Source organism: Vibrio sp. R12-SW3-ISO1 (assembly GCF_059834005.1).
In genome coordinates this window covers 17,495-40,620 of record NZ_JCBDGK010000007.1, presented here as the reverse complement: position 1 = coordinate 40,620, position 23,126 = coordinate 17,495, and the positions used below count along the sequence as shown (strand labels likewise).

Below are 23,126 nucleotides of genomic sequence, written 5' to 3'. Positions count from 1 at the left end.
TAAGGAACAAGATAGATGGCAAACTTATTAATTGTCGCCGACCAAACCAGTGATTGGCAGCAATATTTCCCGTCAGAACAAGTGGTGAGCGTGGCGCAATACCTCGACAGAGATTGGCAAACCACCCAACGTAACGTTCAAGTCGTCAACCTATGCCGCGATTACAGCTACATGAGCAGTGGTTACTACTGTTCGCTGATGGCCGAGGCCCGTCGTCACCGAGTGATCCCGACGGTCACTGCCATCAATGATATTTCTCAACCCCTGTTGATGTCATCTAATTTCCTCAAGCTGAGTAAACTGCCGAGTGACTTAACGACCTTGTCTTGCAAGATCTATTTTGGCCGTACGCAACAAGCAGGGCTTGAAAAACTTGCCCGTCAGCTTTTTGAGCAGTTTATGATTCCGATCATCGAGCTCAAGATGACCAAACACCAAACGCAGTGGCAAATCGAATCAGTGGCGGCCTTCCCGTTCCAAGAGCTAGAAGATCAAGAAGAAAACTTCTTTATCGAGTCGCTTGAGCAGTTCTCAGACAAAGTTTGGCGCAAACCCAAGCAGGTGAAAAAATACCGCTATGATCTGGCAATGCTGGTCGATGAAGAGGAAAAAATGCCGCCATCGGATGCCTCTGCATTGAAGCGTTTTAAACGTGCAGCGGATCGCTTGGGGATGAACCTAGAGACGATTGGCAAAGACGACATTTCGCGTCTTGGCGAATTTGATGGCTTGTTTATTCGCGCGACCACCAACATCAGCAACTTCACTTACCGCTTTGCCAAAACCGCCGAAAAGCTTGGCCTAGTGGTGATGGATGACTCTGAGTCCATCATGAAGTGTACCAACAAGGTGTTTTTAACTGAGCTGTTGAAGAACAACAAAGTCCCTGCGCCTGCAAGCGTGATTTTGAATCGCTTTGACCCAGACTGGCAAGACGACTTGCTGAGTGAGTTGAGCTTTCCTATGGTGCTTAAGATTCCAGATGGCGCCTTCTCTCGCGGTGTGGTGAAAGTTAAAAACCAAGAGGAGCTTGAGCGCGAAGCGGCTGCGCTATTTGAGAAAAGCGCATTGATTTTGGCTCAAGCCTTTATGCCGACCGACTTTGACTGGCGAATTGGTGTTTTGAACCACCAAGCGATTTTTGCCTGTAAATACATGATGAGTCGTGGTCACTGGCAAATCTACCAACACCACAACAGTGGCCGTGTTTCATCTGGTAGTTTTGAGACGCTCGATCTTAAGCAAGTGCCAAAGAATGTCGTCGATGTGGCGGTCAAAGCAGCGAATCTGATTGGTCATGGTTTATATGGTGTCGACTTGAAAGAGATCGACGGTCAAGTCTACGTGATTGAAGTCAATGACAACCCAAGTATTGACCACCATGTTGAAGACGCTTTCCTCGGCGATCTTCTCTATGACCGCCTGATGACGGAGTTCCTGCGTCGTATCCAAATGCGCGGCTTCTAACCCATATCATCCGATCATTCGTATCAAAGCTTAATATCACGCCTAAGTCACTCCGGTGGCTTAGGCATACTCCATCACATTATCTTTCGCCATCGCATAGAGCTGTTTGTAATTGCTGTTGTTGCGCTCTTGTGCCGACATTTGCGCATGGACCACTCGATGGCAATCCGCCAACAAGTTAAATACCTCTCGATAGTTGCGAATTCGAATGCGGTTATTGGCCAGTAGCTTGATGATCGCCAAGCTCACTTTATAGGAGTTCGGCATCAGGGCTTTGAGCGTCGCGTATTGCTCTAAGTATTTCTCGCCCTCTTTTTCGTCGCGTTCGTTCCATTGCGCCATAATGCTTTTCACTCGCTGAATTTGGCGCTGCTTATCTTTGAAGCGGCTTTCAAAATTTTTCCACATGACGTGCTGGCTCTTCTTAATATGGGCAATTTGCTCGTCTCGAATCGCCATTTTGGCCTGCTGCAAGAGCACGGGAATGTCGTTAAACAGCGACAGGTGCTCCAGTAGATAGAGCCAATGAAAATAATCATAGAAATGCAGTGGCTTATCAACGGTGAGCTCAGAGAGGAGCGACACGGCGCTGCGCATATCTTGCGACAACCAATGAATGTGCACATGCAGCAACGTCACTTGCACATCAAGATGACGACACTTTTCAAGCTCATCCAACTTACCATTGATGAGGTAACGCTGAGCTTCAAATACTGCGGGCTTATCCTCATCAACGGCTCGATAGAGAAAACTACGGACCGTGTTGAGCGTGATGTATTCACTTTGCCGATAGGTATTTTCGTTCTTTTCGCTGTAGCGCTTAATGTAATAAAACGCGTCGTCATAATGAGCAATCGCTAGCGATAGATTGGAGAGAATCAACTCGCGTTCTGTCCCTGCCTCAAGCAGGTTGGTGGCCAATTTTAAATGCCCTATCGCCCCCTCTATATTGTCGTTTCGCACACACACCGCCGCCATCCCATCATGGTAGTAGGGATTATTGTCTTGATTCGACAAGGTGCTGAGTACATCCCTTGCCATATCAATCTCTTCTTGTTCAATCAGCACTTTGCTCAATGCGGTTTTCACGCTGTCGCAATCATATTCATCGAGCAGCGCGCGATACTGCTGGGCCGCATCCTCATATTGACCCAACTGGGCATAGCATTGGGCTTTCAGATGGCCCAGATGACGCCCATACTGCGGGTGAAACGGGTGCAGCTCATCACATACCTCTAGCGCGTGTTGGTATTGCTTGTCATAAATAGCGGCATAGACACTCGCCAGTGCCTTTTTCCGCTTGAGACCGCTGTAAAGACGCGCAGAGAGAAAGGGCTTATTGAAGGGCTTAAGCCAATAATCATCCGGGTTACAGTCAATGATGGTACGCACGATTTGCGGTTGGTTTTCACCGGTTAAAAAGGCGAAAAAGAGATCGCTTTTGAGCAGTTGTAAGTGATGCAACTCTTCGAGCAGTTGGTAGCCGTTGATCTGGCTATTAAAGTTCACATCACAAATCACGATGTCGAACGCAATCTGCTTGCAGTGATTGATCACCTCATTTGGCCGATAGGCACAAACAACGTTACTGCTATCAAAACCAATCTCTCTTAGGATCAACAAGATAGAGCTGCACACTAAACGCGAGTCATCCGCGACCAATACTTTAAGCTGGCTGACATTGATCCCATTCATGGCCCTGCCTCCTCCGATGTCGGCATCGATTGCCAGTTCACGACATGCTCAATGCTTTGGCTTAGGTTTCGTGAAAATTGAATAAGCGACGGCTCACCCTGCACCGATAGAGAACTGGCTTGCAATAAGTGATGTGCCTCAGTCGCCAATAAGTGGTGACCCACCATCGCCGCGCCGCCCTTGATCTTATGCAGCAGAGCGCGAGCGGTCGCTTCATCCGCCCGTTCAAGCGCCTGGGTTAAACCGGTGGCGTCTTCTTGCATCACATCGATATAGCACTGCGCCATCATCGGCCTTGTGCTTGGCTCAAAGGCATCTAGCCACGCCGTGTGATCGTTAGGCTGGATTTGCTGCATCACCTCTTACTTACCCCCGCTTGCCTTTGTCTTGATAGAGATTTTCATCCGCCATGATCAGCGCATGGTCTAGCTCATCATCTGGCCGTTTAAACGCCACACCCACGCTCACGGTCACCGCGATGTTCATCGGTCTTAACAGCTGAGCCGATACCTGCTGTTGCAACTTCTCTTTGAGCTCCAACACACGAGGCGGAGTACAGCCCGGCAAAATGGCGAGAAACTCATCACCGCCCGAGCGAACAAGATAGTCGGAGTCGCGGAAAACACGCTTCATCGCGTTGGCAATGTGTTTAATCGCTTCATCACCGGTATGGTGCCCATATTCGTCATTGATGGTTTTGAGTTTGTTACCATCCACGGCCAAGATAGCCAGAGTTTCACTGTGCGTTTTTTCTATGAACTTGCGAGTATTGAACACCTTGCGGTTATACAGCCCTGTCATCTCATCACGGTGTGACTCTTCGTACACTTTGGCGATATTGGCTTTCGCCTCACGCAGTTTGGCGTAGTGATTCACGCTAAGTAGCGAGACACACCAAAGCAAGAAAAAGGCGGGTAACGTATCAAGCAACAACTTGCTGACCGGATAATTGAAACTGAGCACCGATTTGTTATCAATCACATAGTGCGAGCGAAAGCCCAGCTCTGCCAACGGGTAGTCCGGGTAACTGATTTGCACATAATTAAGCTCGCCCACATTGCCTGAGCTGTACGTCGCTTCTTCACCAAATTTTGAACCAAATGCGTACATATCTACGCTCACATCGCCAATCACTTCACCACGATGCCACACGGGGCTCGACAGTGTTATTGTCGGTTCGCCTGAGATCATATCCTGGTAGATTTTTGATACTACTAAGCGATCTGAAAGCGCCTCTGCGGTGGAAAATCGAGAACAAGTTCGAAAACGTTCGCAGCGCTGATCGTGGATGGCGCGTGTACCCAAGTCAATTTGCCCCATATCGCTGAAAAAGATGAACTTTCCCTGCCCTTGAAACGATTGGTAGTAGGTCGCAGAGCGATCATCGAGTAAAAACGCATTCATATTGCCAAAGGCATAAATCAGTGAGGACAACACCACTTTTTCATCGCGATTCAACTGGTGTGACTCTCCGGTCAGTGGGTAAACGTAGGTCTTAATGCCATATTGGCCGATATTGTTGTACGTCTCCTCCAACACCGCCTCATCAATATGAAAAACCGTATTCACAAACAAAGAGGTGTAAATCAGGCGCTGCTTTTGAGTATCGATGCTTTCCGTCAGCAGCTTGAAGTCGTTTTTTTTCGTGCTGACTTGCACATAGGAGTAGGCAAAAAACAGCAAGACATAGGTGATAAACGCCAACGCGCAAGACTTCGTCAGCACGCTGACACGACTCACTTTTTTGCTAATCATAATGCCGCGACCTTGTTGAGCTCCATTAAGTTGCCCACACCATATTTGTCTAAAAGACGCTTCTTATAGGTGCTCACGGTTTTGTCGCTGATGGACAAAATATGCGCGATCTCCTTGTTGGTTTTTCCGCGCAGTAAATGGTTCATCACGACGGCTTCACGATTAGAGAGCTCCACTTTCTCGCGCTCAGGGCTCGGAGTTGATTTGAACTTGAAGAAGGTATAGCCGTTGAAGATCCCTTCTACTGCATCACGCAAGATCTCTTGCTGCTCCGACTTACACACATAACCGTCAGCGCCTGCTTTAAACGCCAATTCGCTAAACAGCGCGCTCTCTTCCGCCGAATAGAACAAGACCTTACCGCGATAGCCATGAGACTTAATGCGGCGGTAGAAATCGTATCCATCGACATCGGTGAGATTGATGTCCAAGATAAGCAAGTCCACCGCCCCTGACTTAATGGTATTGAGCGCACTCTTGGCGTTGTTGGCCACAGAGACACTGTCAATAAAGGGTAAGGTTGAGATGGTGGCGCGAATCGCCACTCCCACCAGCGGATGGTCATCAAACACTAAACAGCGACATTTACTCATAATAAGCTCTCTACTAAATTAGGTTGGCAAAGCGGCAGCTCTGCCAAAGGAACAGGTTTACTGACCAGGTAGCCTTGGCAGGTATGCACACTCAACCCGCGCAATACATCCCACGATTGCTTCGTCTCCACACCTTCTGCCACAACATGAATGTTGAAAGATTGCGCAAGTTGGCTGATAAACGTCACGATGCGCTGCTTTTTGGTGTCGTTCTCAAGACCAAGCACAAAGGTGCGGTCTATCTTGATTTCGTTAAATGGGAAGGCATACAAGTTCTCCAACGAGGAGTAGCCTGTACCAAAATCATCAATCGCGACATTGATGTGATTGACGCGCAGCTTGGCTAAGTTTTTGTATAGCGCACGATTTTTCTGGTACGAGTACTCTTCGGTGATTTCTATCGTCAGACGCTGCGGATCAACTCGGTGCTGACGACACAGCGTCAGCACATGATCGGCAAAATTGGGGTTCTCCAGATTCGCTTGATCGGCGTTCACGGAGACTTTGGCGGGCAGCAAACCCTGCTGCATATCCATGAGCGCGTTGAGCAATACGGTATCAAACAGCTCGTTCGACAACTGGCATCGCTCTACCATAGGAAGAAAGGTATCGGGGAAGAGCGTGCCATGCTCTGGGTGTTGCCATCTCGCCAGCGCTTCAACGCCCACTACCTCACCAGTATTGAAATCCACTTGAGGCTGATAAAAATTGCAAATGTCCCCCGCAGCCAACGCGAGCAAAAACTCCGCATCCGTTAGCGTTAGCGCGCGTCGAACGGATGTGCGCTGGGCCGGTTTGATGTAGGAAAATAGAGCGCTTAATTCAGCCTCAACAAAAGGCTTACTGATCTGGGCAATAAGGTCAAAACTGTAACCTTGGCACATGGCTTTCACGGTAGAGAGCACAGGTTGATCTAGCCCACTGAGAATGGCGACATGTCCAGAAAAACCGACCTCATTGAGCGCTTCAAGCATGTCGATACCATCTCGACCGGGCATGCTCAAATCACACAAGATCAACTGGTAATCCCGTTCACTCACTGACGCCATCGCCGCATCTACCGAGGTAAAACTGTGAATATCACTCACCCCGAGTTGGCGTAGCGCTCTGTCCAGCATTTTTAGCTGTAAGGGGTGGTCGTCTAATAACATCACTGTGTGTGTCATGATTGGGTTCTCCAGCGGTCTACCGCGGCTACCTCTTGCGTCAGACTATCAATCAATGACGCGACTCCCTGAGAGAATGAGTGAGCAGAAGAGTGCTCTATGTGTTGACACTGAGTCATCAGTGACGTGAGCCCAACGGCTGCCAAGCCGCCTTTAATGCTGTGTATCGCCTTGCGAAGCACATCGATATCATCGCTGTCTCGCAGCACCTTTAAATCTTGATTCATCGACTGCACAAACAGCGCCGCAAATTCGGCTTGTTCGCTCTCGCTTAACTGAGCAAGCCAAGCAGGCATGGCGCGGGTTTCGTTCACCTCTGCGGGCAGATACAAGTCAAGCAGAGCGCGTAATTGCGCCATTGAATAAGGCTTGCAAAGGACATGGTCCAAGCCGCTTTGGCTGGCAAGCTCCGTCGCCACTCGCGAATCTTCTGCGGTGAGGCCAATCACGGGTAACGCACTCAGTGTCGAGTCTTGACGAATGTGACGCGTCAAGGCAAAACCGTCCATGATGGGCATATGAAAGTCAGTCAGCAGCACATCGATATCCTGGTGCTGAGCAAGATAAGCCAACGCTTGTTCGCCGTTATCGACTATCTTGGCGTCAACGCCCAACTCAGCCAGTTGCATCGCGATGATGTTTTGATTGATGAGGTTATCTTCCGCCACCAAAACACGCCCGCTCAGCGCGGGACTTGCAGGCGCATCCTTAGCTGCTGACGTGGAGGTCGATGTCTGACGCGTGCGCTCCGTCAAGGCTTTAAGCACCAGATGAGGGTAGCGATAGTGCAGACTCGGCATCTCATGTACGTCGTCACTCAAACCTCGAATCTGAAGATTATGGTTTTCAAGCATCATCACATCCGCGTGACTCTCACAGGCTTTCAGCCCCCAGGCGCGAAACCACTGTGTCATTTCTACAGGTAAACCTGATTCGTTGTAGCTCACATCGCTCAATATCGGATCTAAGCGAGCACTGGGTTTGAGTGGCAGCTGTAAGCGAAACACACTGCCAACATTGACGATGCTTTCAACATTGAGTGACCCGCCCATGCAGGCCACCAGCTTGTCGACAATGCTCAACCCTAAACCGGTGCCGCCAAATTGGCGCGTCACGCCATCGTCAGCTTGGGTAAACGGCTGAAAAATCTTTTCTATTTGGGCGCGCGTCATTCCGATGCCACTGTCCGAGATCGTCACGTTGAGTGCCCGCTCAGTCGCGGATGCATCAATTTTAATGAAGCCCGTCTGAGTGAACTTAATCGCGTTAGACATCAAGTTGTTGATGATTTGCACCACTCGCACATCATCAATCACGCCATAACGCTGGGCAAAGGGTAAAAACGCCACGCGACACTCCAGTCCTTTGCTCTGCGCTGCACTTTCAAAGGAACGAACCGTCTCCCCCACCACCTGAAGCAGATCGGTCTCAACCGGATTCACACGCAACTGATTGGCGTGCAATTTGGAAAAATCGAGCACTTCATCCACCAACTGATTGAGGTGACGGGTCGATTGTTTGGCTTGTTCCACCAGTTCAGACACGTCAGCATGCAACGGCTTGGTTTGCATCAGCTCCAATAGCCCTTGCGCCGCCGCTATGGGAGTGCGCAGCTCATGGCTCATGGTTGCCAAAAAGCGCTCACGAGAGACGACCGCTTCCTGCGCATGTTGCTTCGCTTTGAGAAGCTCGGCTTCTTTCGCTTTGTGCTCGGTGATGTCGTTGAGCACCGTCAACACAAAGCGATTGTTTGAGCTCGGAGACGTGATCATTTTACGTTGGCGGAAAATGTGCGCCACCGACAGACGGCAATCTTGAGTTTGGTGATAATCTGCGATCAGTTCACCCGCCAATACCCGCTCCACTTCTTGCGCATTATCGACCAAAGGCGACTGCGCGCTACGACTGGCCACGGTGCACCCGTTGCAATCGCCACGTTGAACGTGCTCGCAGTTACTCAGCACCATCTGGTTGCGGCTGTCATGAATAAATACCCAACTGTCGAGCTCTGAAATAATGGTCTTCAACCACTCTTTTTCGTTCTCTTCTTGATTTGCACTTGCCTCAGCCAAGCCCACTTTGAGCCTGAGGTTAGAGATAATAAAGTAGGTCAGTAGCGCCGCCAGCAACACCAATGTCAGCACAGCGCCAGCGACCTGCACTACTTGCTTATCGTCATAGCCGTAGATGAAGTTGATTTGCCGATAGCCTCGCATCAGCTTCGCCATCTCGTTAACGTCAATGGTGCTAAATACACTGTCGAGCAATCGCTTCAACTGCGGGGAGTTTTTCACCGCAAACGCGAGGTGTACTTTCAGAGGCTCACGTTCATTGATTTCGAGCCCGCCGACATCGCTTCGTACCACCAAACCGTGCGCGATATCTTTAGGGATATAGGCAAAATCAATTGCTTGAGATTTCAAGTCTGCAATCAGCGTTTTCAGGGTGTCGTATTGTTTGATCTGGCGATCACGCCACCCTGTAAGATGAACAAATCCTTGGTGCTCACTGCTGGTCAAAACGCCGACAATGTCATGCCCCTGATGTTGAGGTACGTCACCCTCACGGGTCACGGCAACATAGTTGAGAGACAAAAAGGGCTCAGTCAATTGCCACTTCGCCATCGGCTTTTCATCGGTATACGCCACGGGAACCAAATCGGCGTTATAGCCTGACAAGCTCCCTTCATCGAGATGATCAGGCTCTACATGGGTAAAATCGAGTCCGGTACGCGAGCGAAGCAGTTGGAAGAAATCATGCAAAAAGCCATCAAGCTTGCCGTCTTCACCACGAAACAGAAACGGATAGGCGGTGGTCGCTGCGCTATAAGTGATCGGCTGTTCGGCGCTATGGGTACGCTGAAAATCGTGCAGTTTGAGTTCAACCGAGTGATAAGGGTTGTCGGAGACAATCGAGCGAACATTATCCCCCTGCTCTTCTAAATTCAGCACCTGATTGACGCGATCGACAAGGCTTTGATATTTGGCGGTGGTGATCAAGCGCACTTTCTCGCTCTTGACCCACTCTGGCGTCGCCAATGTACCTTTGACGATGTCATGGCCATCAAGAAAAGTGTTTAAGACCACGAAACTGGAGATAAGCGCATCACTCAATCCCAACTCCATCGCTTGCTTGGCATCATCAAGATCGCGGGCGTAGTGAATGTTATCAATGCCCGCCGATTTGAGCTGTTCGCAATGAGAAGTACCGCGAATGCATGACCAAGCAAGAGATTCAGGCGCATGTTTGGCGAGATGACGATCGGCGTACCACACCGCCACACTGCTAGTGAAAAAAGGTTTAGAGAAGATAAATCGCTTGGCTCGCTCCTCGGTGTGGCTAAAGCCCACCGCCCCGACCACTTCATCACGCTCAATCGCATCCAGCAGTGCAGACACCGTCGGGTAGCCTTTCAGTTCTACCTTCAACTTCAGCGCGTTGGCGATGTTGACCAGATAGTCTTGATTGATGGCGTCAAATGCATTGATGCCATCGCGTTGGGTACCCATCGCTCCCTCTTTTGACACGATACCAAACACCAACGTCGCCCTTTGTGGCTCGCTGGTCGGCGCTACTGGCGCAGTTTTGGTCGCATTCACCTCACCTGTACCTAAACCAAGCAGGCAAAGCGCACACAGCGCCATCACGCGAAAGCGCGGCATGTGAAATCGTGTTTGAAAACGTGGCATCATAAGTCTTTCCTACTCTACTGATCGGCAAGACTATGGATATAGGAAGCAAAGTCAAACGAGCAAGTTCAACGCGGGTTTCATAACTAATTGTTAAATATAAATAATTTTAAATTTTGTAGGAAGAGTATGACACGAGTTCGGGAGATACCAGACAAATCGACTCTGTCAGAAAAGAAGAAAATTGACGCTCTCTAGGATCAGTAATGACAGAAAAGCCGAAGTGACCCGACATACGGTTCACTTCGGCTTTCGTTGAGGGCAGCACGCTTATTCAACTTGCCCAAAAGAGCGTAACCAGCCTAACAGCTGAGCTCTTATAACTCAGTCATAAAAGTGCCGGTTGGGCTAATCGGCAGGTATTTTTCATAAAACGCCTGGTATTGACCAGCAGGGTCTAAATCACTAAACAGGGATGGGTAGAGAATTTTCGCGTAAAACTGGATCATCGCGCCATCAAGAATCGTACGACATGCACCGTGATACGCCGCAAACATACGCTGGTTTTGCACCGCAGATAGGGTTGACCAACCGACACGCTGCTGAAATCCGACTAAACGCTGCTTCGCTAGCGCTTCATCCACACCTTGCCCCATGACCATAGAGTCATCGGCGCTGCCTGATTCATAGCCTGTCATCACAATCACTTCTGGATTCGCAGCGAGGATTTGCTCTGGGTTGAGTTTGCCCCACCACTCGACGTATGGAGCGGAGATATTGTCACCGCCCGCCATGGTCGCAATCGCACCCCACATGTTTTTGCCAAAGGTGTAGCCAGTTTCGCTTACGCCCGCCGCACCATATTCGGTGTAGACACGCGGCTTAGGCAGGTTGGCTTTCGCGAGACGCTCGCTGATCATCTCTACGTTTTTCTGGTACTCATCAGCAATGGTTTGTGCGCGCGCTTGCTGACCAGTGATGACCCCAATCAGCTTAGTGCTTTGCACATGGCGCTCCACCGTTTGGGCGTTGTAATCCACAACGACCACTGCGATCCCGGCACTTTGCATACGCTCAACATCCGATTCAAGTGCCTTAAATTGCCAATCCGCCAGTAGCACGACGTCGGGATTCAAGCCGATCACTTTTTCTACCGAGAAGGTGTTGGTGTCTACACGTCCGATTTCGGGGATCTCATCAAGAGAGGGGCGGTGCTTGACATACTTCGCCCAGCTCGCCGAACGTGCTTGCCAAATGTATTTAGACATGCCAACCACATGGTCATACGCCGCTTCCGTGCCTATTGCCATATAATCTTCAGGGTAAAATCCTACGACGGCTCGTTGCGCCGGTGCATCAAAGGTCACCTCACGTCCTAGAACGTCAGTTACTGTGGTGGTTTGGGCAAAAGTGAAACCGCTAAAACAGAGTGCGGCAAACATCATTAACTGTTTAATCATTGGGTCAATTCCTTGTTGTTTTGCGACATATTAATCCCTTTATTAATGATAATGCAACTAACTATCATTAATGGTAATATCACCACCTTTATTTATGCGAATACGCCCTTTTGTACAGGTAAGATGACGTGGAATCTGTCGCCTTAGAACAGTTAATCAAGCAGCAGCGCCGCAACGAGAAGCAACGCGTAGGCGTCATTGTCGCCTTTGCTTGTCTGATTGTGATGACGTTTGTTTTTGACATCATGACCGGGCCTTCGATGCTCAATGCATCCAAAGTCCTCTACTCATTATTGGAATGGATTGGCTTGCCGTATCAAGTCGATGCATCCACGCAAATCATTGTCACCAACCTGCGCTTGCCCATCGCTTTGATGGCGATCGTCGTTGGCGGCGCACTTGGCGTTGGTGGTGCAGAAATGCAGACGCTCCTGAACAACACCATGGCAAGCCCCTACACCTTAGGTATGGCGGCAGCCGCAGGCTTTGGCGCGGCCATCACTCTGTACATGGGATCTTGGGGGATCAGCAGCAACTATGCGGTGCCACTTGGCGCGTTTTTGTGTTGTATGTTGTCGGCGTGCTTTTTGTTCTCTCTCGCGTCGGTGCGTCATATTAGCTCTGGCCAGCTGATTCTTGCCGGCATTGCGCTGCTGTTTTTGTTTCAATCGCTGCTCTCGTTGGTGCAGTTTGTCTCCTCCCCTGAACTCAGTCAGCAAATTCTATTTTGGCTCTTTGGTAGCCTATCAAAAGCAACGTGGAATAACCTAGCCATTACCGCGGCGGTGGTCTTATTGGGTGGCGTGTTGCTGATGAAAGATGCCTGGCAACTCACCGCGCTGCGCCTTGGTGAAGAGCGGGCAAAAAGCGTTGGCGTTAACATCAAACGGCTGCGATTAAAAACTCTGTTTATCGTCGCGGTGATCACCGCAACCGTGACCAGTTTTGTTGGGATCATCGGCTTTGTCGGCATTGTCGCCCCCAATATGGCGAAATCCATGGTGGGTGAAGATCAGCGATTCTTCTTGCCGATGTCGTTTTTAGTTGGGGCATTTTTGCTCTCAGGCGCCTCTGTGCTGTCTAAAATCATCGTGCCAGGCGCGCTATTTCCCATTGGCATAGTCACCGCCATTATTGGCGTGCCTTTCTTCTTCTGGCTTATCTTGGCGAAGCGAGGTTAATGGTGCTGGTTGCGGATCATATTCACATTCATATCGATAATCTCACGCTGGCAGATAACATCAGCTTTGAACTCAATCCCGGTCAAGTCACTGCGGTACTGGGTCCCAACGGCGCCGGAAAGAGCACACTCTTGAAAGCGCTGTTTGGCGATATTGACCTCTCTCAAGGTGCCATTCGTCATCAAGAGACCACGCTCAACCCGAAAGCCCTCGCTCGCTGGCGCGCTCGCTTTGGCTACATGCCGCAAGACATTCACCTTGAAGTGAGTTTGAGTGTGATAGAAGTGGTACTGATGGGCAGGCTCGATAGTTTGAGCTTGCGCATTGATGATGATTTACTCAAGCAAGGGCTGCACATTCTCAACAGTATTGGCATGGCCCATTTGGCGAATCGTAACGTTAGCTCACTCAGTGGCGGTCAACGGCAGATGATTTTGTTTGCCCAAGCCATTATGCGCAACCCGCAGATCATGTTACTTGATGAGCCCGTTAGCGCATTGGATCTTCACCACCAGCATGTCTTGCTTGATCACTTAGTGAAACAGACACGCGAGCAGCAGTTTGTCAGCATTATGGTGCTGCACGATCTTAATTTGGCGGCGCAATACGCCGACCATCTTCTGGTCATCAAACAGGGGCAATTGGTCGCCAGCGGCGCGCCCAATGCCATTTTGACCACAGAGCTGGTGAAGTCCATCTACAATGTGGATGCCACGGTTCATCATGATAACGATGGCGTACCCTTCGTACGTACTCTAAAAGCCAGTTAACGCACGCTCACCGCTCAAAAAAAAGCCCCAGCATTAAGCTGGGGCCATTTCGACTAAACAATAAATTTGTTGAGTGCTGATGATTGCTCTTCGACAAGGCGCGTCTGTTGCTCGACTAAGTTAGACGTTTCCAACGTACGTTCTGCTACTTGGCTCGACAGATCTTTGATGTTCACCGTGTTGCCGTTGATCTCTTCAGCCACCAAGCTTTGCTCTTCCGCCGCGGAGGCAATTTGGATATTCATTTCGGTGATTTGCGACACCGCATCTTTAATGCGATGCAGTGACTCATTGGCACTGTGCGCGTGCTCTACCGTCTCCATCGCCAGATCGTAGCTCTGAGTCATCGCCGAAGCCGTCGTGTTCGCGCCCGCTTGTAAGCGTTCAACCATAGCGCGAATTTCGGTGGTCGATTCCGTTGTGCGCTGCGCTAAGGTGCGAACCTCATCCGCCACTACCGCAAAACCGCGTCCTGAATCGCCCGCACGCGCCGCTTCAATCGCCGCGTTCAATGCAAGCAGGTTGGTTTGATCAGCAATGCCATTAATCACGCTGACGATAGATTCAATGCTGTCAGTTGAGGCTTCCAGTTCACGGACACTTTTCGACGCGCGCTCCATCTGCTGAGCCAATGTTTGGATAGAATCAGACGTCAGCGAGACAATGCTGGTGCCCTCTTCTGCAGCGTGATCCGCCGATTGCGCAGCGTGCGCGGCGCTCTGTGCGTTCTCTGCCACCAACGCACAGGTCGTCGACATCTCATTCATCGCAGTCGCCAACTGCTCCACTTCTTGTACTTGAGTGTCCAGCAGCATTCGTGAATCGTTCGCCGCGATATTGGTCGACTCCGCCACATGAGTGACATCGTGCGCTGTGCGTTGGCTGTCTTTAATCAGCGCTTGAATCGTCGCAACAAAGTTGTTGAAGCTTTTCGCTAGCTGGCTAAATTCTTCATCGGTATTGGTATCAAGACGCTTGGTCAAGTCACCATCGCCACTTGCAACGTTGTCCATTGCAGCGCTCAGTTGACGCAGTGGGCGGGTTAGCCAAGCGATGATCGCCAAGAAAACCGCTAAACTGAGGAACATCAAGAGAGTGGCAATGATCATCGAGCTTGTTCTCATGTTCTGCAAAGGAAGATGTGTCTGCTCAAAATCGACGAGGATGCCGACAAACCAGCGTGTATCAGGCACTGGCTGGTAGGTGACATAGTAATCTCGCCCATTAACAGGCAAGATCTTAACATCATTGCTAATCGCACCATTTGCAATGAAACGGGTCAGAGGCTGACCATTAAATTGCGCGTTTGGGTGACCAATGATGGTGCCATTTTCATGAACAATGAATAGCGTGCTGTGTGGCACGTCAGCCTCATTGACAGTGGCTGACAACACAGAAAGGTCAACATCAAAAAAGCTCACTGCCTCAAGCTGACCACTCTGGTAAATCGGTTGTGACACAGAGATCAATACCGCGCCTGTGCCTTCATCTACATACGGCTCTGTCACCACTCGTTGACCCACGCGCTTTGCGTCCACATACCAAGGGCGGGTGCGAGAATCCCAGTCACTCGGTGGCGTCCAACTGGCATCATTGTGCACAATTCGGCCATCGTCTTCATAACCCACTCCAGCGGTAACAAAGACATTCTTCAGTGCTAATTGATTAAAAATAGTATGAACACTCTCTTGAGGTGCGTTCGCCGTCAACTCCGATAGGTAATCAGCAAAGTCATATTTGGCTTTCATGGTCTCCGACAAATTATCGGCTACCTGTTTCATCGAGAGGTCAATCATTGTTGAGATAGAACTCTCCACTTCTTTACTCAATGCACGGTAGTTAAGGGTCGATAATAGACTCAACGACACTAAACATATCGCTGATCCTGCTACGATCAATTTGGTACGAAATTTCATAATTCCTCAGAGACAAATAAGCATGCCCGTGCGAGTGTAGCGAAGTGCATATTTTATGAGGAATATCGGTTATTCCTCATACAGTAACGAGCTACACATTGGCTCCGTACCAATACCAAACAGCAAAAAGCCCACCGAAGTGGGCTTTTGGAGTTAGGCTTTAAGTATTGTGTTACCAAAGCGTCTATCTTTATCATTTATCACACAATCGGTCTTTGTCCGCGGTCCATCAGCTTCATGAGCACGTTATCGGCGGCTTCTCCGGCAATGCCGGCCAGCTTGGATGACAGCTTTTTCTTTTGTGTGTAATGGATCGCCAAAACGGTTTTTTCCTTGCAGGCGGTGGCGATAAGGTCATCAGAAGTGTTGATTTCATCCACTAAGCCCAGTTTGTGCGCTTGTGTGCCGAACCAGTGTTCACCGGTGGCGACTTTCTCCAACGCTAACTCTGGGCGATGTTCACGGATAAAATCTTTAAAGAGATCGTGCGTCTCTTCGAGCTCTTGTTTGAATTTTTCACGCGCTTTGTCGGTGTTTTCGCCAAACATAGTGAGCGTGCGTTTGTACTCACCGGCAGTCAGCTGCTCATAGTCGATGTCGTGCTTTTTCAGCAGCTTATTGAAATTTGGCAACTGGGCAATCACGCCAATAGAGCCGACAATCGCAAACGGTGCCGAGACAATTTTGTCCGCAATGCACGCCATCATATAACCGCCGCTGGCCGCTACTTTATCGACCGCGATGGTCAGTGGAATGCCCGCGTGCTTGATGCGATCCAATTGCGAAGAGGCCAAGCCATATCCGTGCACCATGCCACCACCCGATTCAAGACGCAGCAGAACTTCGTCTCCCTCACGGGCCACGGCAAGAATGGCGGTCACCTCTTCACGTAGCGAAGCCACCTCTTTCGCATCAATGCTGCCCTTAAAATCCAACACAAAAAGGTGCGGCTCGCGCTGGCTGTCTAACTCACCCGCTTTACTTGCCTGTTTAATGGCTTTCTCGCGCGCTTTGGTCTCTTCTTTCTGGCTCTTCTTCTCCACCTTGTCGCGCGCTTTCAAAAACGCATCATCATGCAGATGATGTTCGAGGGTATCGACGGTGTGTTTATGCCGTTCACTGAGGTTGGTCACCTCCAGTTCACCTTTGGCACTTCCACTCTTGCCACCCGCGGCTTTGGCTATCACTAAAATCGCAATAATCGCGACCACAACAGTCACAATCTTGGCTAAAAACAGCCCGTACTCCAACAAAAATTCCAATGTGAATATCCTCTCCTAGGCGAATTGGTGTATTGTAACCACCTTGTCACGAAGACTTAAAGCAGAAGATTACAATAAGGATGCACATCGTGGATTATGCTGTCTCTTCAGATGCCCTGAAAGGTAAGGTTATTCTGGTTACTGGCGCGGGAGCCGGTATTGGTAAACAAGCGGCGCTCTCTTATGCAGAGCATGGCGCAACGGTGATTCTCCTTGGCCGCACCGTCAAAAAACTCGAAGCCACCTACGACGAAATCGAAGCCGCCGGCTACCCTCAGCCAGCGATTATTCCCCTAGATATGAAAGGCGCCAGCAAGCAAAACTATCTGGATATGGCCGATACGATTGAGAGCCAATTTGGACGTCTTGATGGTGTGCTGCACAACGCCAGTTTGCTTGGCGTGATCAGTCCGTTTGATCAAATCGGTGAGGACACCTATGACGACGTGATGCAAGTCAACGTCAAAGCGCCCTTTTTGATGACGCAGGCCCTACTGCCTTTGCTGCGTAAATCCGACGATGCGCGCATTGTCTTTACCTCATCCACCGTGGGTCACAGTGGCCGCGCGTTCTGGGGCACGTATGCGATGTCCAAATTTGCAACCGAAGGCATGATGCAAGTGTTGGCGGATGAGCTCAGTGACTCGACTATTCGTGTTAATGCCATCAACCCAGGCGCGACCCGCACAGGCATGCGCGCAAAAGCCTACCCAGCGGAAGATGCCGATTTACTCAAAACACCGCTCGATCTGATGCCCCTGTATCTCTACTTGATGGCACCAGAAGGTCGCGCCGTCAACGGTCAGTGTATTGACGCTCAACCGAAAAAATAATCACCAATAAACGCCGACTTCTCAACGCCTTGCACTCTGTGTGAGGCGTTTTTTTATTCACTCACACCACAAGGATCTTGTCGATCGTTGATAAACAATTATACTGTATATGTATACAGGTAAATGATTATGTATGAACTGATCGAACATCTTAAGCAAAAACAATGGCTTTGGCAGGGTAATCAAACCTTAGCAGAACAAGACCACTACACCACTGGCTATGATCTGCTTGATCAAAAGCTCAGCGGCGGCTTCCCGAAGCAAGGTGTGGTGGAACTGAGCTCGCCCACTGCGATTGGTGAGCTGCGCCTGTTGCTTCCCCATCTAAGAAACACCACTCAAGAGCGGTTGTCGGTCTTTATTCAGCCGCCGGGGTATCTGTGCGCCGAGCAGCTCATCCGCGAAGGGTTCGATATGAATAAGATTTTGCTCCTCTACCCACGCGAGCACAAAGAGGCGCTGTGGGCCGCCGAGCAATGTTTAAAAAGCGGCGCTTGCAGCAATGTGCTGTTATGGTCGAGCGAGTTAGAAGTGCACCAAGCTCGGCGTTTGCAAGTCGCCAGTGAACGCGGTGATAGTTTGTCTTTTTTGTTCAAATCCGAGCAGCACAGCCAGGCATCACTGCCGGTGAGCTTAAGCCTTGCCCTGCGCCCGCACCCTTTGGGCTTAGAGGTCACCATCACCAAACGCCGCGGCGGATGGCCACACGCCAGTTTTGTGCTGGATATGAGCCGCACTTGGCCAGCACTGACGCAGGCTCGCTCACCATCAAGCGCTGACGTTCTCCCCTTTCCACTGAGGCAGCAAGGCTAACGATGACGCTCTGGTTGTATCTCCATTTTCCATCCTTGCAACTGGACGCGCTGTTTCACACGCCGCAAGGTGAGCCGCTGGTGATTGTCGATCCCCAGCGCTTTCGGGTTGTGCAGTTAAATGCAGCGGCTCATGCTCAAGGGATCCAACCCGGCATGGGGCTGGGCAGCGCCAGTGCGCTTTGCCCGACTCTGCAAGTGCACCCTTATGACGCCGATGTCGAGCATAAGCTGTTACTGGAACTGGCGCAGTGGCTCTATTTCGTCACCTCTGACATTGCGCTCTATCCCCCCAATGGCTTGCTACTTAAAGTTACCGATATGCTGACCTTATACGAGGGGTTGGATAAGTATTGGCAGCAGCTCAGTCAGCACCTCACGCGCTGGTCGCTGGATAGCAAAGAGACAGAAGAGAGCGATAGCAACGCGCCGATGCGCCTTCACTATCATTATGCCACTGGGTTTTCTCCGCTGTGCGCCATGCTATTGGCCAAATCGGGTACAGCCATGATTGAAGAGCGTCAAGAGAAACTCCATCAAGCTCTTTTACCGTTTGCTCTGCACGCGACCGAACTCGCCCCCTCGCAAGTGGATAAACTCGCGCGCGTCGGGATAACCACACTCGAACAGTTGCTGGCGTTGCCAATGCAGGATATTGCCCGCCGCTTTGATATTGATTTGGTCAACTATGTTGGCCGCTTGATGGGCCAATTTAAGCATCCGGTGGATTTCTACCATCCGCCCGAGTCCTTCCAGCGTTATCTGGAGCTGCTGTTTGAGATTGAGACCATTGCGTGGCTCACTCGCCCTTTGCAGCGCCTGCTCAATCAACTGGAAAACTTCCTTATGCTGCGCAATCAAGTGGCCTACGAGCTCACACTCACGCTGCATCAACGGGAAGGACAAGAGGCGCAGATTCACTTTACCTCCGCTAGTGGTGATTATCTGGCCACGCGCTGGATGACGCTGTGCCAGCTGACGTTGGAGTCGATGAAACTCGACGCGCCAGTGCAAGGGCTGACGCTCAAATTAGTACGCGGCGGCGAATTAGAATCCACCAGCCCCAACCTGTTTGGCAAAAAGCAGGGCCAACAGAGCGAGTTGGAGCTCATCAGCCTACTGCAAGCCAAGTTGGGCACGCAGCAGGTACGTAAAATCGCGCTCACCGCCGACCCTAGACCGGAAAAATCACTGGCGCTGCGCGAGCCAGAGCGCCCCGTTCCGACCTCTCTGACTACGCCGAAGTTTCGCCCTTTGGTGTTACTCGACAACGCTCAGCCACTGGAAGAGAACGTCACCTTGATTCAAGGACCCGAACGCATTGCAACCGGATGGTGGGATGGTGGCAGCATCACTCGGGATTACTTCATCGCTCGCAGTGAGGTTGGGCGCTGGTTGTGGGTCTATCGCACCCCGCAGCGCCAGTGGTTTTTGCATGGCCTATTTTGTTAGCGCTGAATCCAAGAGAAAAGCATGTCGTACGCTGAGCTTTACTGCCAAACTAATTTCTCGTTTCTGACCGGCGCCTCTCACTCCGAGGAGCTGATCTTGCAGGCGGATTTTCTTCGCTATCACTCGCTGGCCATTACCGATGAGTGCTCCGTCGCGGGCGTGGTGCGCGCCTACAGTGCCGTTAAGCAGCACCAACTCGGGATTCATTTGATTGTCGGCAGCGTATTTTGGTTGAACCCTCATTGCCACGTAGTGTTGCTCTGTCCAAACCGTGAAGCGTACGCCGAGCTGTGCCGGATTATTACCAATGCGCGTCGGCGCTCAGAGAAAGGGCAATATCAACTATCAGAGTGGGATCTGATGTCTGTTCGCCACTGTTTTGTACTTTGGCTACCCACCCACCATAGCGAAGATAACCGCTGGGGACGCTGGCTCCATCAACACCATGCCGACCGCTTATGGATTGGTGTTCAGCGCCATCTTAAAGAGGACGATCACGCCTACTTAGCCCATTGTGAGCAGCTCGCCGAATCGCTTCATTTACCCATTACGGCGTGCGGCGGCGTATTGATGCACAGTGCAACACGCCTGCCTTTGCAACATGTCCTCACCGCGATTCGTCTTGGTCAAAGTGTTGAACAGGTCTCTGCGCATTTGCTCGCCAACACGGAGCGCAGCCTGCGCAGCCAAGATAAGCTCAACAAACTGTTTAAAGCCGAATGGCTAGCGGAGAGTGTTCGGATTGCTAAGCGCTGCCATTTCTGTCTCAGCGAGCTCAAATACGAATACCCAAGCGAGCTGATTCCTGACGGCCACACCCCGATGAGTTACCTAACCGCATTAGTAGAAAAAGGCAAAGTAGCACGCTTTCCAGACGGCGTTCCTCAGGAGATTGAACACACCATTCAAAAAGAGCTAGCACTGATTGAAGCGCTCGATTATCCGTTTTACTTTCTCACCATTCATGACATGGTGATGTTTGCCAAGCGCCAGAAAATCCTCTACCAAGGACGAGGTTCAGCGGCCAACTCCGTCGTCTGCTACTGCTTAGAAATCACCGCCGTTGACCCAAGACAAATCTCAGTGCTGTTTGAGCGTTTCATCAGTAAAGAGCGCGATGAGCCGCCCGATATTGATGTCGATTTTGAGCACGAGCGACGCGAAGAGGTCATTCAATACCTCTATCAAAAATACGGCCGTGAACGCGCCGCGCTCGCCGCAACGGTGATCTCCTATCGTTTTAAAAGTGCGGTGCGTGATGTCGGCAAAGCGCTTGGCATTGAAGAGAGCCAACTTGACCACTTCATTCACAACGTTAACCGCCGTGACCGCACCCAAGGTTGGCAGGCTCAGATCGTACAGTTAGGTCTACAACCGGGCTCACTCAAAGGCCGGCAGTTTATCGACTTGGTCAATGAGATCTTGGGCTTTCCGCGTCACTTATCACAGCATGTGGGCGGCTTTGTCATCTCCGCAGGTCCACTCTATGAACTGGTGCCGATCGAAAATGCCGCCATGGCCGATCGCACCGTGATCCAATGGGATAAAGATGACTTAGAAAGCCTCAAACTGCTCAAAGTCGATGTGCTGGCACTGGGCATGCTCAGCGCCATTCGCAAATGTTTTGCCTTGATTGAGCGCTGGCACGGACGCAACTTATCGATTGCCGACATTACCCGCCTTGGCGATGACCCCAAGGTCTATCGCATGATTCAAAAAGCCGACACCGTGGGCGTGTTTCAGATTGAATCACGCGCGCAGATGAGCATGCTACCGCGCCTCAAACCCGCCAACTACTATGATCTGGTGATACAGATTGCGATTGTGCGCCCAGGGCCAATTCAAGGGGATATGGTTCATCCCTTTCTCAAGCGCCGCGATGGCTTAGAGCCCGTCACCTACCCTTCAAAAGAGGTGGAAGAGGTGCTGTCACGCACTATGGGGGTGCCGATTTTCCAAGAGCAAGTGATCAAACTGGCGATGGTGGCCGCCGGCTTTAGTGGCGGGGAAGCCGATCAGTTGCGACGCGCAATGGCGGCATGGAAGAAAAATGGCGATTTGGTGAAGTTTCGCACCAAGCTGATTGAGGGCATGTTAGCGCGCGGCTATGAACAAGCGTTTGCCGAGCGATTATTTGACCAGATCTTAGGCTTTGGCGAATACGGTTTTCCTGAGAGCCACTCCGCCTCCTTTGCTGTGCTCGCTTACTGCTCGGCATGGCTAAAGTGCCATTACCCTTACGCGTTTTATACGGCGCTGCTCAATAGCTTGCCGATGGGCTTTTACAGCCCTTCTCAATTGATCCAAGATGCGCGTCGCCACCAACTGCGCGTATTACCTACCTGTATCAACCACTCTGAGTATGACCATCAGGTCGTACGCGATGAACACGGATTTGCCCTAAGGCTGGGCTTTCGTCTCATCAAAGGCTTTAGTCAAACCAGCGCTAAGCAGGTACTCAAAGCGCGCCATAACGGACCCTTTCACCACCCAAGCCAACTCAAACACATAGGCTTAAACCAGAAAGAGCTCGAAGCACTGGCCTCAGCCAACGCCATGCACACCATTGCCAACAACCGCTACCATACCCGCTGGGCGATGATGGATTCGCTCAATGACCTGCCACTGTTTCGCCACCTCAATGATGAGCAAGCCGCGCCGGTGCCCGCCCCAAGCGATGTGCAAACCTTACTTGAAGATTACGCCGCCACTGGGCTATCGCTGCACAGCCACCCGATCACACTGCTGGATAACGCTCAGCGATTAGGTCGCTTTACGCGGATGAATCAACTGGTGCAAAAGCCGCATCAGTCCTTAGTCACCGTAGTAGGTGTGGTCACGGGCAGGCAATCCCCGGGAACCGCCGCCGGGGTGACTTTTTTTACCCTGGAAGACGATACCGGCAATATCAATGTTGTGGTGTGGCAAGCGACCGCCAGAGCGCAAAAAAATGCTTACCTGACCGCCAAGATACTCAAAGTCAAAGGGATTTTAGAACGCGAAGGCGACGTCACACATGTCATCGCTGGGCGCTTAGAGGATATGACCGAGCAACTGGCAGACTTAAACAGCCGCTCGCGAGATTTTCATTAAATGGTGAGCACGTCAGATCAAACCAAAAGGTCACAACAAGTC

Annotated in this window: 16 protein-coding genes; 7 read left to right on the top strand and 9 right to left on the bottom strand. The window is 50.8% G+C overall.

What is annotated here, in order from left to right; genetic code table 11:
* The first annotated feature begins 15 nt into the window (after nt 1-15).
* Nucleotides 16-1,467, top strand: a complete 1,452-nt coding sequence (locus AC6R0R_RS02495; RefSeq protein ID WP_500625593.1) for a RimK family ATP-grasp domain-containing protein — start codon at nt 16-18, stop codon at nt 1,465-1,467.
* A 60-nt stretch (nt 1,468-1,527) separates the two neighbouring features.
* On the opposite strand, the gene AC6R0R_RS02490 is transcribed toward AC6R0R_RS02495, so the two are convergent.
* The 7 genes from AC6R0R_RS02490 to AC6R0R_RS02460 form a co-directional block, all read right to left on the bottom strand.
* Nucleotides 1,528-3,162, bottom strand: coding sequence for a response regulator (locus AC6R0R_RS02490; protein ID WP_500625592.1), 1,635 nt, complete (start codon nt 3,160-3,162; stop codon nt 1,528-1,530).
* A complete protein-coding gene (locus AC6R0R_RS02485; protein ID WP_500625591.1) occupies nt 3,159-3,518 on the bottom strand; it encodes an Hpt domain-containing protein in 360 nt (119 codons plus the stop codon). Before AC6R0R_RS02485 ends, AC6R0R_RS02490 begins: the two co-directional genes overlap by 4 nt.
* A 10-nt stretch (nt 3,519-3,528) precedes the next feature.
* Entirely contained in the window at nt 3,529-4,917 is a 1,389-nt protein-coding gene (locus tag AC6R0R_RS02480; protein ID WP_500625590.1) for a sensor domain-containing diguanylate cyclase, read from the bottom strand.
* Nucleotides 4,914-5,510, bottom strand: coding sequence for a response regulator (locus AC6R0R_RS02475; protein WP_487902371.1), 597 nt, complete (start codon nt 5,508-5,510; stop codon nt 4,914-4,916). Before AC6R0R_RS02475 ends, AC6R0R_RS02480 begins: the two co-directional genes overlap by 4 nt.
* Nucleotides 5,507-6,676: an EAL domain-containing response regulator gene (locus AC6R0R_RS02470; protein WP_500625589.1), complete on the bottom strand. Its 1,170-nt coding sequence runs from the start codon at nt 6,674-6,676 to the stop codon at nt 5,507-5,509. Before AC6R0R_RS02470 ends, AC6R0R_RS02475 begins: the two co-directional genes overlap by 4 nt.
* A complete protein-coding gene (locus tag AC6R0R_RS02465; RefSeq protein WP_500625588.1) occupies nt 6,673-10,368 on the bottom strand; it encodes an ATP-binding protein in 3,696 nt (1,231 codons plus the stop codon). The genes AC6R0R_RS02470 and AC6R0R_RS02465 overlap by 4 nt, the downstream gene beginning before the upstream one ends.
* Nucleotides 10,369-10,682: 314 nt before the next feature.
* A complete protein-coding gene (locus AC6R0R_RS02460) occupies nt 10,683-11,765 on the bottom strand; it encodes an ABC transporter substrate-binding protein (protein ID WP_500625587.1) in 1,083 nt (360 codons plus the stop codon).
* Nucleotides 11,766-11,893: 128 nt separating this feature from the next.
* Between AC6R0R_RS02460 and AC6R0R_RS02455 the strand changes: the two genes are divergently transcribed.
* Both AC6R0R_RS02455 and AC6R0R_RS02450 read left to right on the top strand, forming a co-directional pair.
* Nucleotides 11,894-12,946: a FecCD family ABC transporter permease gene (locus AC6R0R_RS02455; RefSeq protein WP_500625586.1), complete on the top strand. Its 1,053-nt coding sequence runs from the start codon at nt 11,894-11,896 to the stop codon at nt 12,944-12,946.
* Nucleotides 12,946-13,716 (top strand): ABC transporter ATP-binding protein, encoded by a 771-nt coding sequence (locus AC6R0R_RS02450; RefSeq protein WP_487902375.1) that lies wholly within the window; start codon nt 12,946-12,948, stop codon nt 13,714-13,716. Before AC6R0R_RS02455 ends, AC6R0R_RS02450 begins: the two co-directional genes overlap by 1 nt.
* 53 nt (nt 13,717-13,769) lie before the next feature.
* On the opposite strand, the gene AC6R0R_RS02445 is transcribed toward AC6R0R_RS02450, so the two are convergent.
* Both AC6R0R_RS02445 and sohB read right to left on the bottom strand, forming a co-directional pair.
* The gene (locus AC6R0R_RS02445; protein WP_500625585.1) at nt 13,770-15,632 is read right to left on the bottom strand and encodes a methyl-accepting chemotaxis protein; all 1,863 of its coding nucleotides are present in this window, start codon (nt 15,630-15,632) and stop codon (nt 13,770-13,772) included.
* Between the two features lie 200 nt (nt 15,633-15,832).
* The gene (sohB, locus tag AC6R0R_RS02440; protein WP_500625584.1) at nt 15,833-16,894 is read right to left on the bottom strand and encodes a protease SohB; all 1,062 of its coding nucleotides are present in this window, start codon (nt 16,892-16,894) and stop codon (nt 15,833-15,835) included.
* An 89-nt stretch (nt 16,895-16,983) separates the two neighbouring features.
* Here sohB and AC6R0R_RS02435 point away from each other — a divergent pair, with 89 nt between their 5' ends.
* The 4 genes from AC6R0R_RS02435 (at nt 16,984) to AC6R0R_RS02420 (ending at nt 23,084) form a co-directional block, all read left to right on the top strand.
* Nucleotides 16,984-17,727, top strand: a complete 744-nt coding sequence (locus tag AC6R0R_RS02435; protein ID WP_500625583.1) for a YciK family oxidoreductase — start codon at nt 16,984-16,986, stop codon at nt 17,725-17,727.
* A 129-nt stretch (nt 17,728-17,856) separates the two neighbouring features.
* Nucleotides 17,857-18,540: a translesion DNA synthesis-associated protein ImuA gene (gene imuA / locus AC6R0R_RS02430; RefSeq protein WP_500625582.1), complete on the top strand. Its 684-nt coding sequence runs from the start codon at nt 17,857-17,859 to the stop codon at nt 18,538-18,540.
* 2 nt (nt 18,541-18,542) lie between these two features.
* On the top strand, nt 18,543-19,991 hold the full coding sequence (locus tag AC6R0R_RS02425; RefSeq protein ID WP_500625581.1) for a Y-family DNA polymerase: 1,449 nt from the start codon (nt 18,543-18,545) through the stop codon (nt 19,989-19,991).
* Nucleotides 19,992-20,012: 21 nt separating this feature from the next.
* Nucleotides 20,013-23,084, top strand: a complete 3,072-nt coding sequence (locus tag AC6R0R_RS02420) for an error-prone DNA polymerase (protein ID WP_500625580.1) — start codon at nt 20,013-20,015, stop codon at nt 23,082-23,084.
* The last annotated feature ends 42 nt before the right edge of the window (nt 23,085-23,126 follow it).

What these genes read in the sequence shown, in the direction of transcription:
- AC6R0R_RS02465 (WP_500625588.1), bottom strand. Translation starts at nt 10,368, where the DNA reads ATGATGCCACGTTTTCAAACACGATTTCACATGCCGCGCTTTCGCGTG.
- AC6R0R_RS02490 (WP_500625592.1), bottom strand. Translation starts at nt 3,162, where the DNA reads ATGAATGGGATCAATGTCAGCCAGCTTAAAGTATTGGTCGCGGATGAC.
- AC6R0R_RS02475 (WP_487902371.1), bottom strand. Translation starts at nt 5,510, where the DNA reads ATGAGTAAATGTCGCTGTTTAGTGTTTGATGACCATCCGCTGGTGGGA.
- AC6R0R_RS02470 (WP_500625589.1), bottom strand. Translation starts at nt 6,676, where the DNA reads ATGACACACACAGTGATGTTATTAGACGACCACCCCTTACAGCTAAAA.
- AC6R0R_RS02480 (WP_500625590.1), bottom strand. Translation starts at nt 4,917, where the DNA reads ATGATTAGCAAAAAAGTGAGTCGTGTCAGCGTGCTGACGAAGTCTTGC.
- AC6R0R_RS02450 (WP_487902375.1), top strand. Translation starts at nt 12,946, where the DNA reads ATGGTGCTGGTTGCGGATCATATTCACATTCATATCGATAATCTCACG.
- AC6R0R_RS02445 (WP_500625585.1), bottom strand. Translation starts at nt 15,632, where the DNA reads ATGAAATTTCGTACCAAATTGATCGTAGCAGGATCAGCGATATGTTTA.
- AC6R0R_RS02485 (WP_500625591.1), bottom strand. Translation starts at nt 3,518, where the DNA reads ATGCAGCAAATCCAGCCTAACGATCACACGGCGTGGCTAGATGCCTTT.
- imuA (WP_500625582.1), top strand. Translation starts at nt 17,857, where the DNA reads ATGTATGAACTGATCGAACATCTTAAGCAAAAACAATGGCTTTGGCAG.
- AC6R0R_RS02495 (WP_500625593.1), top strand. Translation starts at nt 16, where the DNA reads ATGGCAAACTTATTAATTGTCGCCGACCAAACCAGTGATTGGCAGCAA.
- AC6R0R_RS02425 (WP_500625581.1), top strand. Translation starts at nt 18,543, where the DNA reads ATGACGCTCTGGTTGTATCTCCATTTTCCATCCTTGCAACTGGACGCG.
- AC6R0R_RS02460 (WP_500625587.1), bottom strand. Translation starts at nt 11,765, where the DNA reads ATGATTAAACAGTTAATGATGTTTGCCGCACTCTGTTTTAGCGGTTTC.
- AC6R0R_RS02420 (WP_500625580.1), top strand. Translation starts at nt 20,013, where the DNA reads ATGTCGTACGCTGAGCTTTACTGCCAAACTAATTTCTCGTTTCTGACC.